Annotated in this window: 12 protein-coding genes and 1 tRNA gene; 3 read left to right on the plus strand and 10 right to left on the minus strand. The window is 68.6% G+C overall.

The window, feature by feature from the left end:
* Window positions 1-16 precede the first annotated feature (16 nt).
* On the minus strand, window positions 17-2,743 hold the full coding sequence (locus tag PGN14_RS11045) for a valine--tRNA ligase (RefSeq protein ID WP_335299566.1): 2,727 nt from the start codon (window positions 2,741-2,743) through the stop codon (window positions 17-19).
* Window positions 2,744-2,835: 92 nt separating this feature from the next.
* Window positions 2,836-4,869: a S9 family peptidase gene (locus PGN14_RS11050; RefSeq protein WP_335299567.1), complete on the minus strand. Its 2,034-nt coding sequence runs from the start codon at window positions 4,867-4,869 to the stop codon at window positions 2,836-2,838.
* Between the two features lie 105 nt (window positions 4,870-4,974).
* Between PGN14_RS11050 and PGN14_RS11055 the strand changes: the two genes are divergently transcribed.
* Window positions 4,975-5,940, plus strand: coding sequence for a bifunctional helix-turn-helix transcriptional regulator/GNAT family N-acetyltransferase (locus PGN14_RS11055; RefSeq protein ID WP_335299568.1), 966 nt, complete (start codon window positions 4,975-4,977; stop codon window positions 5,938-5,940).
* On the plus strand, window positions 5,937-6,629 hold the full coding sequence (locus tag PGN14_RS11060) for an aspartate/glutamate racemase family protein (protein ID WP_335299569.1): 693 nt from the start codon (window positions 5,937-5,939) through the stop codon (window positions 6,627-6,629). Before PGN14_RS11055 ends, PGN14_RS11060 begins: the two co-directional genes overlap by 4 nt.
* Before the next feature lie 9 nt (window positions 6,630-6,638).
* On the opposite strand, the gene PGN14_RS11065 is transcribed toward PGN14_RS11060, so the two are convergent.
* From PGN14_RS11065 to PGN14_RS11080, 4 genes are all read right to left on the minus strand, one after another.
* Window positions 6,639-7,205, minus strand: a complete 567-nt coding sequence (locus PGN14_RS11065) for a DUF2497 domain-containing protein (protein ID WP_335299570.1) — start codon at window positions 7,203-7,205, stop codon at window positions 6,639-6,641.
* Window positions 7,206-7,245: 40 nt separating this feature from the next.
* Window positions 7,246-8,733, minus strand: coding sequence for a TolC family outer membrane protein (locus PGN14_RS11070; protein ID WP_335299571.1), 1,488 nt, complete (start codon window positions 8,731-8,733; stop codon window positions 7,246-7,248).
* 35 nt (window positions 8,734-8,768) lie between these two features.
* Window positions 8,769-9,443 carry a protein-L-isoaspartate O-methyltransferase family protein gene (locus PGN14_RS11075; RefSeq protein WP_335299572.1) on the minus strand — a complete coding sequence of 225 codons (675 nt, stop codon included), beginning with the start codon at window positions 9,441-9,443 and terminating at the stop codon, window positions 8,769-8,771.
* Between the two features lie 218 nt (window positions 9,444-9,661).
* On the minus strand, window positions 9,662-10,138 hold the full coding sequence (locus tag PGN14_RS11080; RefSeq protein ID WP_335299573.1) for a hypothetical protein: 477 nt from the start codon (window positions 10,136-10,138) through the stop codon (window positions 9,662-9,664).
* 261 nt (window positions 10,139-10,399) lie between these two features.
* Here PGN14_RS11080 and PGN14_RS11085 point away from each other — a divergent pair.
* Window positions 10,400-10,473 (plus strand) — tRNA-Cys (locus PGN14_RS11085).
* Between the two features lie 29 nt (window positions 10,474-10,502).
* Here PGN14_RS11085 and mltG read toward each other — a convergent pair.
* The 4 genes from mltG to fabG form a co-directional block, all read right to left on the minus strand.
* Complete coding sequence (gene mltG / locus PGN14_RS11090) at window positions 10,503-11,471, minus strand: endolytic transglycosylase MltG (RefSeq protein ID WP_335299574.1); 969 nt, start codon at window positions 11,469-11,471, stop codon at window positions 10,503-10,505.
* Window positions 11,472-11,549: 78 nt separating this feature from the next.
* Window positions 11,550-12,806: a beta-ketoacyl-ACP synthase II gene (gene fabF, locus PGN14_RS11095; protein WP_335299575.1), complete on the minus strand. Its 1,257-nt coding sequence runs from the start codon at window positions 12,804-12,806 to the stop codon at window positions 11,550-11,552.
* Between the two features lie 164 nt (window positions 12,807-12,970).
* Window positions 12,971-13,207, minus strand: a complete 237-nt coding sequence (locus PGN14_RS11100; protein ID WP_066486348.1) for an acyl carrier protein — start codon at window positions 13,205-13,207, stop codon at window positions 12,971-12,973.
* Between the two features lie 105 nt (window positions 13,208-13,312).
* Window positions 13,313-14,050, minus strand: a complete 738-nt coding sequence (gene fabG, locus PGN14_RS11105; protein WP_335299576.1) for a 3-oxoacyl-[acyl-carrier-protein] reductase — start codon at window positions 14,048-14,050, stop codon at window positions 13,313-13,315.

Below are 14,050 nucleotides of genomic sequence, written 5' to 3' on the forward strand. Positions count from 1 at the left end.
GGGAATGACGAATGGCCTACCCCAACCGCGCCAGCGCCGTCGCGAACCGCTCCGCATCCGCCGCCTTTTCGGCATGATCGGCACGCGCCTTCTCGACCGCCTCGGGCTTGGCGCGCTCGACGAAGCTGGGATTGCCCAGCCGCCCGGCCAGCGCGTCGCGCTCCTTCTGCGCCGCCGCCAGCGACTTGGTCAGCCGCGCGCGTTCGGCGTCGAGGTCGATCACGCCGTCCAGCGCCAGCGCGAACGTATCCGCGCCCCACAGGATCGGCGCGCGCGCACCGCTCGCCTCCCCCGACGCCAGAGTGACGCGCGCCAGCCGCTCGACATACGGGGCGATCGCCTCCGGCACGCTGCCCGCGCCGGTGTGGAGTGCGATCTTCGCACCGGGCGGCACGTTGAGTTCAGCCCGCGCGGCGCGAACGCCCTCGACCAGCTCGATCAGCCGCTCCACCTCGCGCGAGGCCGCGGGGTCGAGCGCGCGCGCATCCGGCATCGGCCATTGCGCGACGATCAGGTCGTGCTCTCGCGGTGCGAGCGCGTGCCACAATTCTTCGGTGATGAACGGCATGAACGGATGGAGCAGCACGAGGATCTGGTCGAGCACCCAGCCCGCCACCGCCTTCGTCTCGGCGTCGATCGCGCCCTTGATGAGTTCCAGATACCAGTCGCAGAACCGGCTCCACACGAACTGGTAGATCGCGTTGGCCGCGGCATCGAAGCGATAGTCGGCAAGCGCGAGGTCGACCGCCTGCACCGTGGCCACCGTCTCCGCCACGATCCACTTGTTGACCGCCAGCGTCGCGGCGGGCGGCTCCAGCGTGTCCGAACCGCCGATCCCATTGGCCTGCGCGAAGCGGCTGGCGTTCCACAGCTTCGTCGCGAAGTTGCGATAGCCCTCGACCCGCTTCTCATCCATCTTGATGTCGCGGCCCTGGCTTTCCATCGCCGCCATGAAGAAGCGCAGCGCGTCGGCGCCATATTGGTCGATCAGGCCCAGCGGATCGACGGTATTGCCCTTGGACTTGGACATCTTCGCCCCGTCCGCCGCGCGCACCAGACCGTGGAGATAGAGCGTGCGGAACGGCACGTCCTTCATGAAGTGCAGCCCCTGCATCATCATCCGCGCATCCCAGAAGAACAGGATGTCGAAGCCGGAGATGAGGACGTCGTTGGGGTAGCGGCCACCGAGTTGGGGGGCGTGGGAAGCCCTCTCCCCTGCGGGGAGAGGGTTTGGGTGAGGGGCCGCCGCGAGCGCTGCCTCTCGGTAAGACACCGGCCCCTCACCCCGACCCTCTCCCCGCAGGGGAGAGGGCTTATCCGTTTCCGGCCACCCCAGCGTCGCGAACGGCCAGAGCGCGCTGGAGAACCACGTATCCAGCACGTCGGGATCCTGCGCCAGCGCGACGCCCTCGCCCGCCAGCGCCTGCGCTTCCTCCGCGGTTTCGGCCACGAACACGCGCCCGTCGTCGGCGAACCATGCCGGGATGCGGTGCCCCCACCACAATTGCCGCGACACGCACCACGGCTGGATGTTCTCCATCCAGTTGAAGTAGGTCTTCTCCCACGTCTTGGGCACGAGCTGGATCGCACCCGACCGCACCGCCTCGATCGCAGGCTTCGCCAGCGTCGCCGCGTCGACATACCATTGGTCGGTCAGCCACGGCTCGATCACCACGCCGGAGCGGTCGCCATAGGGCGTCTGGATCGTGCGATCCTCGATGCGGACCAGCGCGCCCGCCGCCTCCAGCCGCGCGACGATCTCCTTGCGCGCGGCGAAACGGTCCAGGCCGATCAGATCGGCGGGGATCAGCCCGTCGGCGGTCTGACAGATGGCGGCCTTCGCATCGAGCATGTTGAGCATGTCGCGCGCCTCGATCCCGGCGCGGCGGCCGACCTCGAAGTCGTTGAAGTCATGACCCGGCGTGATCTTCACCGCGCCCGATCCCAGCGCCGGATCGGCATGTTCGTCCGCCACGATCGGGATCAGGCGTCCGGTGATCGGCAGCCGCACCTTCTTGCCGATCAGCGCGGTGTAGCGCGCATCCTCGGGATTCACCGCGACCGCCATATCGGCCAGCATCGTCTCGGGCCGCGTCGTCGCCACCTCGATCGTCCCGCTGCCGTCCTCCAGCGGATAGGACAGATGCCAGAATTTGCCCGCGACCTCGCGCGTTTCCACCTCCAGGTCGCTGATCGCGGTGCCCAGCCCTGGATCCCAGTTGACCAGTCGCTTGTCGCGGTAGAGCAGCCCCTGATTGTAGAGCTCGACGAACACCTTCAGCACCGCCTTGCTGAAGCCCTCGTCCATCGTGAACCGCTCGTTGGCCCAGTCCATCGAACAGCCCAGCCGGCGCAGCTGGCGCGTGATCTGCCCGCCGCTTTCCGCCTTCCATTCCCACACCTTGGCGACGAATTCGTCGCGGGTGAAGTCGGTGCGCTTCTGCTGGTGGAGCGCCATCTGGCGTTCGACCACCATCTGCGTCGCGATGCCGGCATGGTCGGTGCCGACCACCCAGAGCGCATCCTTGCCCTTCAGCCGTGCGTGACGTGTCAGGATGTCCTGAAGGGTATTGTCCAGCGCGTGGCCGATGTGGAGCGAGCCCGTCACGTTGGGCGGCGGGTTGACGATCGTCCACGGCTCCGCGCCCGGGCGATCGGGGTGGAACAGGCCGTTCTCCTCCCAATGGGCGTACCATCTGGATTCGATCGCGGCGGGGTCGAAGGTCTTGGCGAGTTCGGTCATGGGGTGCGCATAGCCACTGACACACCCCTCGTCACCCCGGCGAAAGCTGGGGTCTCATGCCGCGAGAGATGCCAGCCTGCGCTGGCATGACGTTATTGCGCGCCCTTCGTCCAGCGATCCATCCACCCGATCACCTCGCCATACCATTGGCGCGAGTTCTTCGGCTTCAGCACCCAATGGTTCTCGTTGGGGAACACCAGCAGTCGCGACGGGATGTCGCGCCGCTGGAGCGCGGTGAACGCCGCCAACCCCTGCGTATAGGGGATGCGGAAATCCTTCTCGCCGGTGATGACCAGCATCGGCGTCTTCCATCTGGCGACGTGGTTCACCGGGTTCCACTTCTCGAACGCGTCGGGGTCCTCGTAATAGGCCTTGCCGCCGTGTTCCCACTCGTCGAACCACAATTCCTCGGTCTCATACGCCATGGCGCGCGCGTCGAAGACGCCGTCGTGCTGGACGATGCACTTGAAGCGATCGGGCCAGCGCCCCTCGATCCAATTCATCATATAGCCGCCGTAGCTGGCGCCCAGCGCACAGGCGCGATCACCGTCGAGCCAGTCGAACCTGGTCGTCGCAGCCGCGAGGCCCTTCTGGAGATCTTCCAGCGGCCAGCCGCCCCAATTGTTGCGGATCGCGTCGGTAAACGCCTGCCCGTATCCGGTCGAACCGTGGAAATCGACCGCGACCAGAGCATAGCCCGCGCTCGCGAACACCGCCGAGTTCCAGCGATACGACCAGCCGTTGGTGTTCGACCCCTGCGGTCCGCCATGCACCATATAGGCGATCGGCAGCTTCCCCGCGACGCCGACCGGGCGCACCGCATAGCCCCAGACGGTGTCGTTGTTAGCGCCCTTGAAGCTGAACCGCTCGACCGTCGGCATGTCGATGCCGGCCAGCTTCGCGGCGTTGACCTCCGTCAGCCGCTGCGGCGCGCCGGTACCCGCGACGCGATAGAAATCGGCCGGCGCAGTCAGGCTGTCGATCGCGACCACGACGCCCTTCGGCCCCACCGCGACCGCGGAGACATGCCCCGCCTGCGTCAGCCGCGTCGCCTGCCCCGTCGTCGCATCGACGCGGAACAGCGGCACCTCCTGCGTATCCTCCGCGGTGACGTAGAGCGAGCGCGAGTCGGGCGCCCATTGGATCGACCCGACCGACCGGTCCCACCGCTCGGTCAGCGACGTGAGCTTGCCGGTGGCGAGATCGCGGATCGTCAGGACGTAACGGTCGGACTCATAGCCGGGGCGCCGCATCGCCAGATAGGCCAGCTTGCGTCCATCGGGCGACACGCTGGGCTGGGTATCGGTCGCCTCGTTGAACTTGGTCAGGTTGGTCGGCGTCGCGCTGCCGTCGGCGAAGGTCGACCAGATGTCGAGGTTGGTCGACGTCGGTTCGATCCGCCCCGCCTGGCGCAGCGCGAAATAGAGCATCTTGCCGTCCGGCGCCCACGCCACCTCCTCCGCGCCGCCGAACGGCTTGGACGGAGTATCGCCGACCAGCGGACGGGCGACCGCCACGCCATTGCCGCGCGCGCCCGCGGCGGTCAGCGGCAGGACGAACAGCTGCGACCGGTTGCCGTCGGCCCATGTGTCCCAGTGCCGCACGAAGAGCTGATCGTAGGTGCGCGCGGAACCGGCGTTGGCGTCCTTCTTCTCCATCGCCGGTTCCAGCGACGGCGCATCGGGCTTGCGATCAGCCCAGACGGCGATGCGGTCGCCGGTCGGCGCTACCTTGAAGCCGTTGAACCCGCCCGCGAAGTCGGTCAGCCGACGCGGCGTGCCCCCGGTGACCGGCACCGACCAGATCGCATCGTCGGCAGCAAAATAGACGGTCGTGCCGACGATCTGCGGATCGTTTTCGTCCAGCCTGGGGTCCGCCGCCAGCCTGACCGGTCGCGCGCCGGGCACCGACAGGTCGAGCCGCCACAGATCGTATCGCCCGCGGTCGGCGGCGAGGTCGGTCTCGCGCTGCGCCCAGACCAGCCAGCGGCCGTCCTTCGACAGCGTGGGCGTCCCGATGCGGCTGAGCATCGTCACGTCGGCGATGGTGAGCTGGCGCGCCGCGGCGGGGCTGGCGACGGCGGCGGCGGAAAGCGCGAGCAGACTCGCGGCGAACATCCTCTTCATGCCAGCGGATACAGCAGATCGTTGCGCGCGAGACAATCGCGCCCGGCGTTGACGCGGCGCCAAGGATCGACATACAAGGTTATATACCGCGTTATAGGAATGACCATGCCCGCCGACATCCTCCAGCAAGCCGGACGCATCTTCCTCGGCAGCCGGCTCAAGCGGCTGGGCGAGCGGATGCAGGCGGGGGCGGCGCGCGTGATCGCCGACGCCGGCCTGCCGGTGCAGCCCACCCATATGCCGCTGCTCGCCGCGCTGGAGGAGCGCCCGCTGACGATCGGGCAGCTGGTGCAGGCGGTCGGCATCAGCCAGCCCGGCGTCACGCGCGCGATCGGACAGTTGGTGGCGCTGGACCTCGTGCGCAGCGATGCGGGCGCCGACCAGCGACGGCGCACCGCCTCGCTGACCGATGCCGGGCGTGCGGTCATGGCGCGCGCGCGGATGATCGTGTGGCCGCGGGTGGAACAGGCGGTCAGCGAGATGTGCGGTGGCGATGCGCAGGATCTGCTCGATCGCATCGCCGCGGTGGAGGCGGCGCTGGCCGCGACCCCGCTCGACCTGCTCGCCGCGCGGGTGACGCCGCAGGTCCTGCGCATCCGCGACTATAGCGACGATCTCGCGCCGCGTTTTCGCGCGATCGGCACCGAATGGCTGACCGAGATGTTCCGGCTGGAAGATACCGACCGCCAGGTGCTGGACGATCCGCGCGGCACGATCATCGCTGGCGGCGGCGCGATCCTGTTCGTCGAGGCGGACGGGCTGGGGATCGTCGGTACCTGCGCGCTCCAGCGCAACGGCGATGGCGGCATCGAACTGACCAAGATGGGAGTGCGCGCGTCGGCGCGCGGGTTGAAGGCCGGCGAATTCCTGCTCGACGCCACGATCGCGCGCGCCACGGCCATGGGGGCGGACCCGCTCTACCTCCTCACCAATGCGCGCTGCGCGGCGGCGATCCACCTCTACGAAAAGGCCGGCTTCCGCCACGATGCGCACATCATGGCCACCTATGGCGCGCGCTATGCGCGATGCGACGTGGCGATGCGCTATGTGGGCGGGGAGACGGCGGCATGAAGATGGTGGGGCTGATCGGCGGGATGAGCTGGGAAAGCTCGGCGGAATATTATCGCCTGCTCAACCAGGGCGTGCGCGACCGGTGGGGACCGACTGCTTCGGCCCGTTGCCTGTTATGGTCGTTCGACTTCGCCGAGATCGAGCGGTTGCAGCATGCCGGCGACTGGGACGCGCTGACCGAAGGGATGATCGATGCGGCGCGGCGTCTGGAGGATGCTGGCGCGGACCTGCTGCTGATCTGCACCAACACGATGCACCGCACCGCGCCCGCGATCGAGGCGGCGGTCGGAATCCCGCTCCTGCACATCGCCGATCCCACCGCCGCGGCGATCCGCGCCGCCGGGCTGAGCCGGGTCGGACTGCTGGGCACCGCCTTCACGATGAAGCAGGATTTCTATCGCGGGCGGTTGCGCGATCGGCACGGGCTGGAGGTGATCGTGCCGCCGACGGAGGATCGCGCGACCGTACATCGCATCATCTACGACGAACTGATCGCCGGCATCGTCTCGCCGGCGTCGCGCGATGCCTATCGTGCGGTGATCGCGCGGCTGGTGGCCGCCGGTGCGCAGGCGATCATCCTTGGCTGTACCGAGATCATGCTGCTGCTCGATGCGCAGGACAGCGCGGTGCCGCTGTTCGACACCACCGCGCTCCACGCCCGCGCCGCGATCGACGCCGCGCTGGCGTGACGCGGCCGGTCAGCCCTGCCCGCGGGTAATCTTCGCGATCTCGCGCGCGACCATCTGCTCGACCAGGCGCGGCAGGTTCTGGTCCAGCCATTCGCTCAGCATCGGGCGCAGCATCTCGCGCACCAGCCCCTCCAGCGTGCCATCGCTATCCGCCTCCGGCTTCACCACCAGCCGCGACAGCGCGCCCAGCGCGTCGCGCGTCGCCTCCACGGTGCGCGCGGACACCGCCGCCTGATCCACCGCAGCCGCCGGTGCGGGGTGCGGTTCCTCGACCAACGGTGCCGCGACCGGCGGTGCGGCGGGCGCGAACGCCTCGGTCGGGGTCGCGGGTGCGGGCGGCGGAGCGGGCACGTGGAGCGCGTCGTTCAGTTCCAGCACCGCGTCACGGTCGCGATCGGGCCGGTCGCGGTCGGGCGTCTGGTTGACGACGGTGCCGCCATAGCCCTCGGCTGCGCCACCACCATGGCCACCCAGCGGGCGCGGCGTGGTGCGGCGTCCGGGCGCCTGCGCCTCGCCTTCCTTGATGACGCGCTTGATGGAAGCGAGGATGTCCTCCATCGACGGTTCGGCGCTCATATCCCCCATCGTGGCGGTCCCTGTAGCGGCACCGCGCCCGTCACGGACGCGGCCTGTCCGCACCTGTCGTCAACGCGGGCGTCCTGTCAACATTGCTTTCGAGCAGCGGATCGAGCGGGCGCGTGACGGTGGCGTCCTGCGCCCGGGTCGTGGCGGTGCCCGGGGCGACCGGCGAGGCGATCTTGCCGCTGTCGAAATCGGAGATGCGGCCGCGCACCTCGCGATAATGGATCGTCGGATCGTACAGCGCGCCGCCATCCAGCCCCAGATCCTGCGCCTGCGCATGACCCATCGCCGCCAGCAGCGCGAAGCCCGCGACATAGGCGTCGCGCCGCGCGGTCACCAGCGTCACCTGGCTGTTCAGCAATTCCTGTTCGGCGTTCAGGATATCCAGGATGGTGCGCGTGCCGACGCTGTTTTCCGCACGCACCCCCTCCAGGCTCAGCTTGTTGGCGTTCACCGCCGCCTCCGCCGACGCGATCACCTCCTGCGACGACCGCCAGATGGCGTAAGCGGAGCGCGCGGAGGCGACGACCTGCCGTTCCGTCGCGGTCGCCTGTTCGATCGCCTGCCCGCGCAACTCCTGCGCCTGCCGGATCCGCGCCGACGGCAGCCCGCCCTGGAACAACGGCAGGTTCAGCGACAGGCCCACGCCGGTCGACGTCCCCGTCTGTCCTACGCCCAGCCCGGTGCCCGACCCCAGGCTGCCGAGATAATTGACGTAATTCTGCCCGACGGTGACGCCGACCTGCGGCAGCCGTCCGGCGCGCGCCGCACGCACGTCGTAATCGGTCGCCAGCCGGCTCTGCCGCGCCGCCAGCAGCGTCGGATTGTCGCGCAAGGCCACCTCCACCGCGGCATCGGGCGAGGCGGGCAGCGGCGGCAAGGCGGGCGGCTGCTCCAGCGTTCCGGGCGCGGAGCCGACCAGGCGGACGTAATTCTCGCGACTGCCGATCAGCGTCGCCTGCACCGATTGCAGCTGTGCGCGCGCCAGGCTGAGCCGCGCCTCGGACTGCGCCACGTCGGTGCGAGTCAGGTCGCCGACTTCGAACCGGTCGCGGCTGGCGCGCAAATTGGTATCCAGCACGCGGACGTTCTGCGCATTGAGCGCCACGATCGCCTCGTCGCGCAGAACGTTGTTATAGGCCGCGACGACATCGGTGAAGGTGGTCGCCTCCACCCCGCGCAGGTTCGACTGCCCCGCGTCGACGCGGATTTCCGCCGCGCGCACGCCATTGCTGACGCGCCCGCCCTGATAGATCGGCACCGTCACGCCGATATTGCCCTGAAGCAGCCGCTCCGGCGTGGTGAAGCTGTTGCCGCTGCGGACCAGATTTTCGGTCACCCCGGTCGAGGTGGACACCACCGGGCGCCCCGCCGATCGCGCGATCGGCACATTCTCGTCGTTCGCGCGCTGCGCGGCGCGCTGCGCGGTCAGCGTGGGGTTGGTATCATAGGCCTTGGCGAGCGCCTCGCGCAGCGTCTCCGCCGAAACGGGAGCCGCCACGAGGACGGCGGCGCAGGTCATCAACGGCAGACGCGAACGCAAGGCGGAACGATCCCTCAGAAAGTGAAGCGGCGCGGCCGCGCGAAGCCGGGAAGCGGCACCGAATCGATGTCGGCGAAGGGTGTCAGCGCGAAGGCGGCACCGCGCCGCGCACCGGCGGCGAGCCGGTACACGCCGTTCTCCACCAGCCCGGACACGATCCGCCCGCCGTCGACCAGCTGGCTGGCCAGCGTCATCGGCACCTCCTCCACCGCGCCATCGACGATCAGCACGTCATAGGGCGAGTCGGCGGCGTGCCCCTTCTCCAGCGGCGCTTCCACCACGGTGACGTTGGCGGTGCCCGCCAGCGCCGCCCGGGCGTGCGCGACCAGCGCGGGGAGCGATTCGATCGCGACGACCTTCGCCACCAGCCCGGAGAGCAGCGCGGCGGTATAGCCGCCCGCCGCACCGATCAGCAGGACACGATCGGCCGGCTGAAGCCGCGCCTCGACCAGCAGTCGCGCGGTCGCGAGCGGCGTGTTCATCCGCCGCCCCTGCCCCAGGTCGATCGCGGTGTCGCGATAGGCCAGCGCCTGCGCCGCGGCGGGCACGAACCGCTCGCGCGGGACCTGCGCCATCGCCGCCACCACGCGCGGATCGGTCACCGCGACGGTCCGCAGCTGGCTGGCCACCATCGCCTGGCGCATGGCGGCGTAATCGTCGGGTCGCACGGCGGTGGCGGTCGCGTTCATGGTCGTTCCTGTGGCATAGCTGTTATAGGGATGCAACACACGTTGTGCGTGGCCCGCGTCCATCTATCGCGAAGCGGCGGCGTGGCCAACATCGCAGACGCGGGCGCCCCGCGTCGCGCCGGCCGACATGGGTGCGGCGATCGGTCGCGGCCATAACGAAAAAGGGGAGCGGTCCGCGACCGCTCCCCTCCTCGAACGCCGTGAAGCGTCGGTAAGGCTCAATAGAAGGCGTAGTCGCCCGTCGCCAGCGCCTTGCCGTTGACCGAGTTGATCAGGACGTTGAACACTTCGTTCGCCGCGGTCGTGATCGTGTAATAGTACAGCTTCGCGCCCGAGGTGCCCGAGGTGCCCTCGTGCGACAGCGTCAGCGTGGCGCCCGCGCCGAAGCCGCTGAAAGCGACGAAGTCGTTGCCGGTCGCGCTCCAGGTCGACGCGCCACCGAAGTCGGTGATGTAGGCATACTGGTCGCCGAACGCGGTCGACGCACCCTGATGCGCGCCCGACTCGACCGCGAACTTGTACGAGATGATGAAGGTGTCGTTGCCGGCGCCGCCATAATACTGGTTGAAGGCCGCGTGGCCTTCCAGGCGATCGTTGCCCGAGGTGCCGGACATCTTGTCGACGGCGCCGCCGTCGCCCTGAACGATGCCGTATGCGTCAGTGCCGGTGGCCTGACCGTCAACCGTAGCTGCCATGATTAATCCCCTTGTTGCCTGTTCGTTGCCGACATGTTGCCGGCAGCCCGCTGGCTATCCCAATACGGTGCACCCGGAGGGCCGAACATACGCAAAACATGGTACAAGTTCGGATCTGTCCCAAATTGAAACAAATACCCGCTTTGATCCGACCAAGTCATGGTCACCGCAAATGCCTAACGCCGGTTGGCGGAATTTCGACCGGCCGCGGGGTTGACGCACGCGCCAAAGCCCGACATTGGCCGCGCCTCACCGCATCGAGGCGCGATGGCGGAGTGGTGACGCAGAGGACTGCAAATCCTTGCACCCGGGTTCGATTCCCGGTCGCGCCTCCAGCGGCGGGCTGAACTCCGTGGCCCGCCGGTCACATCTCGCCGCGCGCGCGGCGGATCGCGTACCATTTCTTCACATTGGCGTTGTGCTCGGCGAGCGTGGCCGCGAACACGTGTCCGCCGGTCCCGTCGGCGACGAAGTACAGCGCCTTTGACGCAGCCGGGTCCAGCACCGCGTCGATCGACAGCCGCCCCGGGTTGGCGATCGGCCCCACCGGCAGCCCGGCACTGGCATAGGTGTTGTAGCCGTTCTTCGCGCGCAGTTCCGATTGGCGGATGCGGCGCCCCAGCGGGCGGCCCTTGGTGATCGGATAGATCACCGTCGGATCGGCCTGGAGCGGCATCCCCAGCCGCAGGCGGTTGGAATAGACCGCTGCGACGGTACGGCGCTCCTCGGGCTTGCCGGTTTCCTTCTCCACGATCGAGGCGAGGATGATCGCCTGCTCGGGCGAGGTCACCACGGTGGTCGGCTTGCGCGCCTTCCACGCCTGCGCGAGATAGCGCGTCATCGCCGCCTGCATCCGCGCCAGCACCGCCGCGCGCGTATCGCCGCGCTCATAGGCATAGCCGTCCGGCAGGACCGAGCCTTCGCGCGGCACCGCGACCTCGCCGGTGAGTTCGTCCGCCTTCGCCAGCGTGTCGCGCACCATCACGGAGGGCAGCCCCTCTGGGATCACGACGACGCGCTGCAACGCCCTGCCGCCCTGCAGGATCGCCAGCACGTCGGAGGCGCTGACGCCCCGGGGAAACGCATATTCGCCCGCCTTGATCGGATCGCCCGAGCCAAACACGCGCGCCTGGAGCCGGAAGCGCGATGCGGAAGCGATCACCCCCGCCGCCTCCAGCTGCCGCGCCGCCGCGGCGAGCGAGCTGCCCTCCGCGATCGCGACGTTGGTGGCGCGCGGCGAGGGGCCGCCCCCCTTCCATCCCTGCGCCACCCAGAAGCCGGCGGCGAAGAGCAGCAGACCCGCGACCAGCGCGATGCAACCCAGCTTGCGCATAAACCTGTTCCCCGGCGGTGGCCGGGGTCCCGTTACGGCCGGCCCGACACTGACCCCCGGCCGGCGCCGGGGAACGGACTAGATCGCCTTCATGATCAGCGAGGCGTTGGTGCCGCCGAAGCCGAAGCTGTTGTTGAGCACCGCGCGCACCGGCCGCTTCTTGGCGGTCAGGGGCACCAGGTCGACGCCCTCCGTTCCTTCGTCCGGATTGTGGAGGTTCAGCGTCGGCGGCACGATCTGGTCGCGCAGCGCGAGGATGCAGAAGATGCTCTCCACCGCGCCGGCCCCGCCCAGCAAATGCCCGATCGCCGACTTGGTGCTCGACATCGACGCGCCCGACAGATCGTCGCCGAACACGCGCTTGGCAGCGGCCAGCTCGATCGTGTCCGCCATCGTCGAGGTGCCGTGCGCATTGATATAGTCGATGTCGGCCGGCTCCATCCCCGCCTTGCGCAGCGCCATGCGCATCGCCAGTTCCGCGCCCTTGCCCTCGGGATGCGGCGCGGTGACGTGGAAGGCATCGCCCGACAGACCGTAGCCGACGACCTCGGCATAGATCTTGGCACCGCGCGCCTTCGCGTGCTCATATTCCTCCAGCACGACGACGCCTGCGCCCTCGCCCATCACGAAGCCGTCGCGGTCCTTGTCATAGGGGCGGCTCGCCTCGGTCGGGCGATCGTTCATGCTCATGTTGAGCGCGCGCGCCTGCGCGAAGCCGGCGACGCCAAGCGGGTTGACGGTGCTCTCCGCCCCGCCCGCCAGCATGATGTCGGCATCGTCGTCGCGGATCATCCGCGCCGCGTCGCCGATCGAATGCGCGCCGGTCGAGCACGCCGTCACCACGGCATGGTTCGGCCCCATCAGCCCGTATTTGATCGACACCTGCCCGCTGATCAGGTTGATGAGCCGCCCGTGGACGAAATGCGGGCTGACCCGCCCCGGGCCGCGCTCGTGCAGGTTGACCGATTCGATCTCGATCCCCGGCAGCCCGCCGATCCCGGAGCCGATCGAGACGCCGGCGCGCAGCTTCGTCGCCTCGTCCATGTCGGTCAGGCCTGCATCCTCCAGCGCCTGCCCGGCGGCATCGATGCCATAGACGATGAACGGATCGACCTGCCGCTGGATCTTGTGATCGACGCGCTTGTCGGGATCGAAGCCATATTCGTGATCCTTGGGCTTCACCTCGCACGCGATCGTGCATTTCTGCCCCTGGGTATCGAAGCGCGTGATCGGGCCTGCGCCCGACTTGCCCGCGATCAGATTGGCCCAGACGGTCTCCACCTCCGCTCCCAGCGGGGTGACGAGGCCGAGACCGGTGACGACGACGCGACGCATAGGCTTTCCTTCTTCACCGCTGCCGTGTCTCTCCTCACGGCCGGTCCTCAACATGAGGCGACTTCAGAAACGAAACGGCTCCCCGCCCTCTGGACGAGGAAGGGGAGCCGCTGTGCATCGGGCTCGCGACCGCGCGGCGGGCCAAGCCCCCCGCGCACCGCGGCTTAGCCCTTGTGCTCGTCGATATAGGTGATCGCGTCCTTCACGGTCGAGATCTTCTCGGCGGCGTCGTCCGGGATCTCGACCCCGAACTCTTCCTCGAACGCCATCACCAGCTCGACGATGTCGAGGCTGTCCGCACCCAGATCGTCGATGAAGCTGGCGTCCTCGGTCACCTTTTCGGCCTCGACGCCGAGATGCTCGACGACGATCTTCTTCACGCGGTCGGCGGTCTCGCTCATAACTTTCCCTCTTTCACGATTGGGGGGTAGATTTCAAATTGCTGAACGCAGGTAGAACGGGGTTGGCTGCCTGACAAGTGCAAGCGTTAACCTCTCGTCCCCGCTTTACACCATCGCCATGCCGCCGTTGACGTGGATCGTCTGCCCGGTGACATAGCCCGCCTCGCGGCTGGCGAGATAGGCGACCGCGGCGGCGATGTCCTCTCCGGTGCCCAGGTCGCCCGCCGGAATCCGCTGCGTCAGCGCGGCCTTCTGCGCGTCCGGCAGCACGTCGGTCATCGCCGAGCGGATGAAGCCCGGCGCGACGCAATTGACGGTGATGTTGCGGCTGGCCAGCTCCTGCGCCAGCGCCTTGGACATGCCGACCAGGCCGGCCTTGGACGCGGCATAGTTCGCCTGTCCCGGGTTGCCGGTCTGTCCTACGACCGAGGTGATCGAGATGACGCGCCCGAACCGCGCCTTCATCATCGGCTTGGCGGCGGCACGGATCAGCCGGAACGCGGCCTCCAGGTTGACGCGGATGACCTGATCCCACTCCTCGTCCTTCATCCGCATCGCCAGATTGTCGCGCGTGACGCCGGCATTGTTGACGAGGATGTCGAGCTTGCCGAGCGCCTCCACCGCACGCGGCACCAGCCCGTCGACCGCCGCCGCATCCGACAGGTTGCACGCCAGCGCGACGTGATCGCCGCCCATTTCCTCGCGAAACGCCTCCAGCTTGTCGACATTGGAACCCGAAACGGCAATCCGCGCGCCCTGCGCGGCCAGCGCCTTCGCGATCGCGGACCCGATCCCGCCCGAGGCACCGGTGACGAGGGCGGTCATGCCTGTGAGGTCGAACAT

It is taken from the genome of Sphingomonas adhaesiva, from assembly GCF_036946305.1.
Taxonomy (GTDB): Bacteria; Pseudomonadota; Alphaproteobacteria; order Sphingomonadales; family Sphingomonadaceae; genus Sphingomonas; species Sphingomonas adhaesiva_B.

Bases quoted from the DNA above. Each gene is read 5' to 3' on its own strand.
- PGN14_RS11055 (WP_335299568.1), top strand. From the start codon at position 4,975: ATGCCCGCCGACATCCTCCAGCAAGCCGGACGCATCTTCCTCGGCAGC.
- PGN14_RS11080 (WP_335299573.1), bottom strand. From the start codon at position 10,138: ATGGCAGCTACGGTTGACGGTCAGGCCACCGGCACTGACGCATACGGC.
- PGN14_RS11060 (WP_335299569.1), top strand. From the start codon at position 5,937: ATGAAGATGGTGGGGCTGATCGGCGGGATGAGCTGGGAAAGCTCGGCG.
- PGN14_RS11050 (WP_335299567.1), bottom strand. From the start codon at position 4,869: ATGAAGAGGATGTTCGCCGCGAGTCTGCTCGCGCTTTCCGCCGCCGCC.
- fabG (WP_335299576.1), bottom strand. From the start codon at position 14,050: ATGTTCGACCTCACAGGCATGACCGCCCTCGTCACCGGTGCCTCGGGC.
- fabF (WP_335299575.1), bottom strand. From the start codon at position 12,806: ATGCGTCGCGTCGTCGTCACCGGTCTCGGCCTCGTCACCCCGCTGGGA.
- PGN14_RS11045 (WP_335299566.1), bottom strand. From the start codon at position 2,743: ATGACCGAACTCGCCAAGACCTTCGACCCCGCCGCGATCGAATCCAGA.
- PGN14_RS11075 (WP_335299572.1), bottom strand. From the start codon at position 9,443: ATGAACGCGACCGCCACCGCCGTGCGACCCGACGATTACGCCGCCATG.
- mltG (WP_335299574.1), bottom strand. From the start codon at position 11,471: ATGCGCAAGCTGGGTTGCATCGCGCTGGTCGCGGGTCTGCTGCTCTTC.
- PGN14_RS11070 (WP_335299571.1), bottom strand. From the start codon at position 8,733: ATGACCTGCGCCGCCGTCCTCGTGGCGGCTCCCGTTTCGGCGGAGACG.
- PGN14_RS11100 (WP_066486348.1), bottom strand. From the start codon at position 13,207: ATGAGCGAGACCGCCGACCGCGTGAAGAAGATCGTCGTCGAGCATCTC.
- PGN14_RS11065 (WP_335299570.1), bottom strand. From the start codon at position 7,205: ATGAGCGCCGAACCGTCGATGGAGGACATCCTCGCTTCCATCAAGCGC.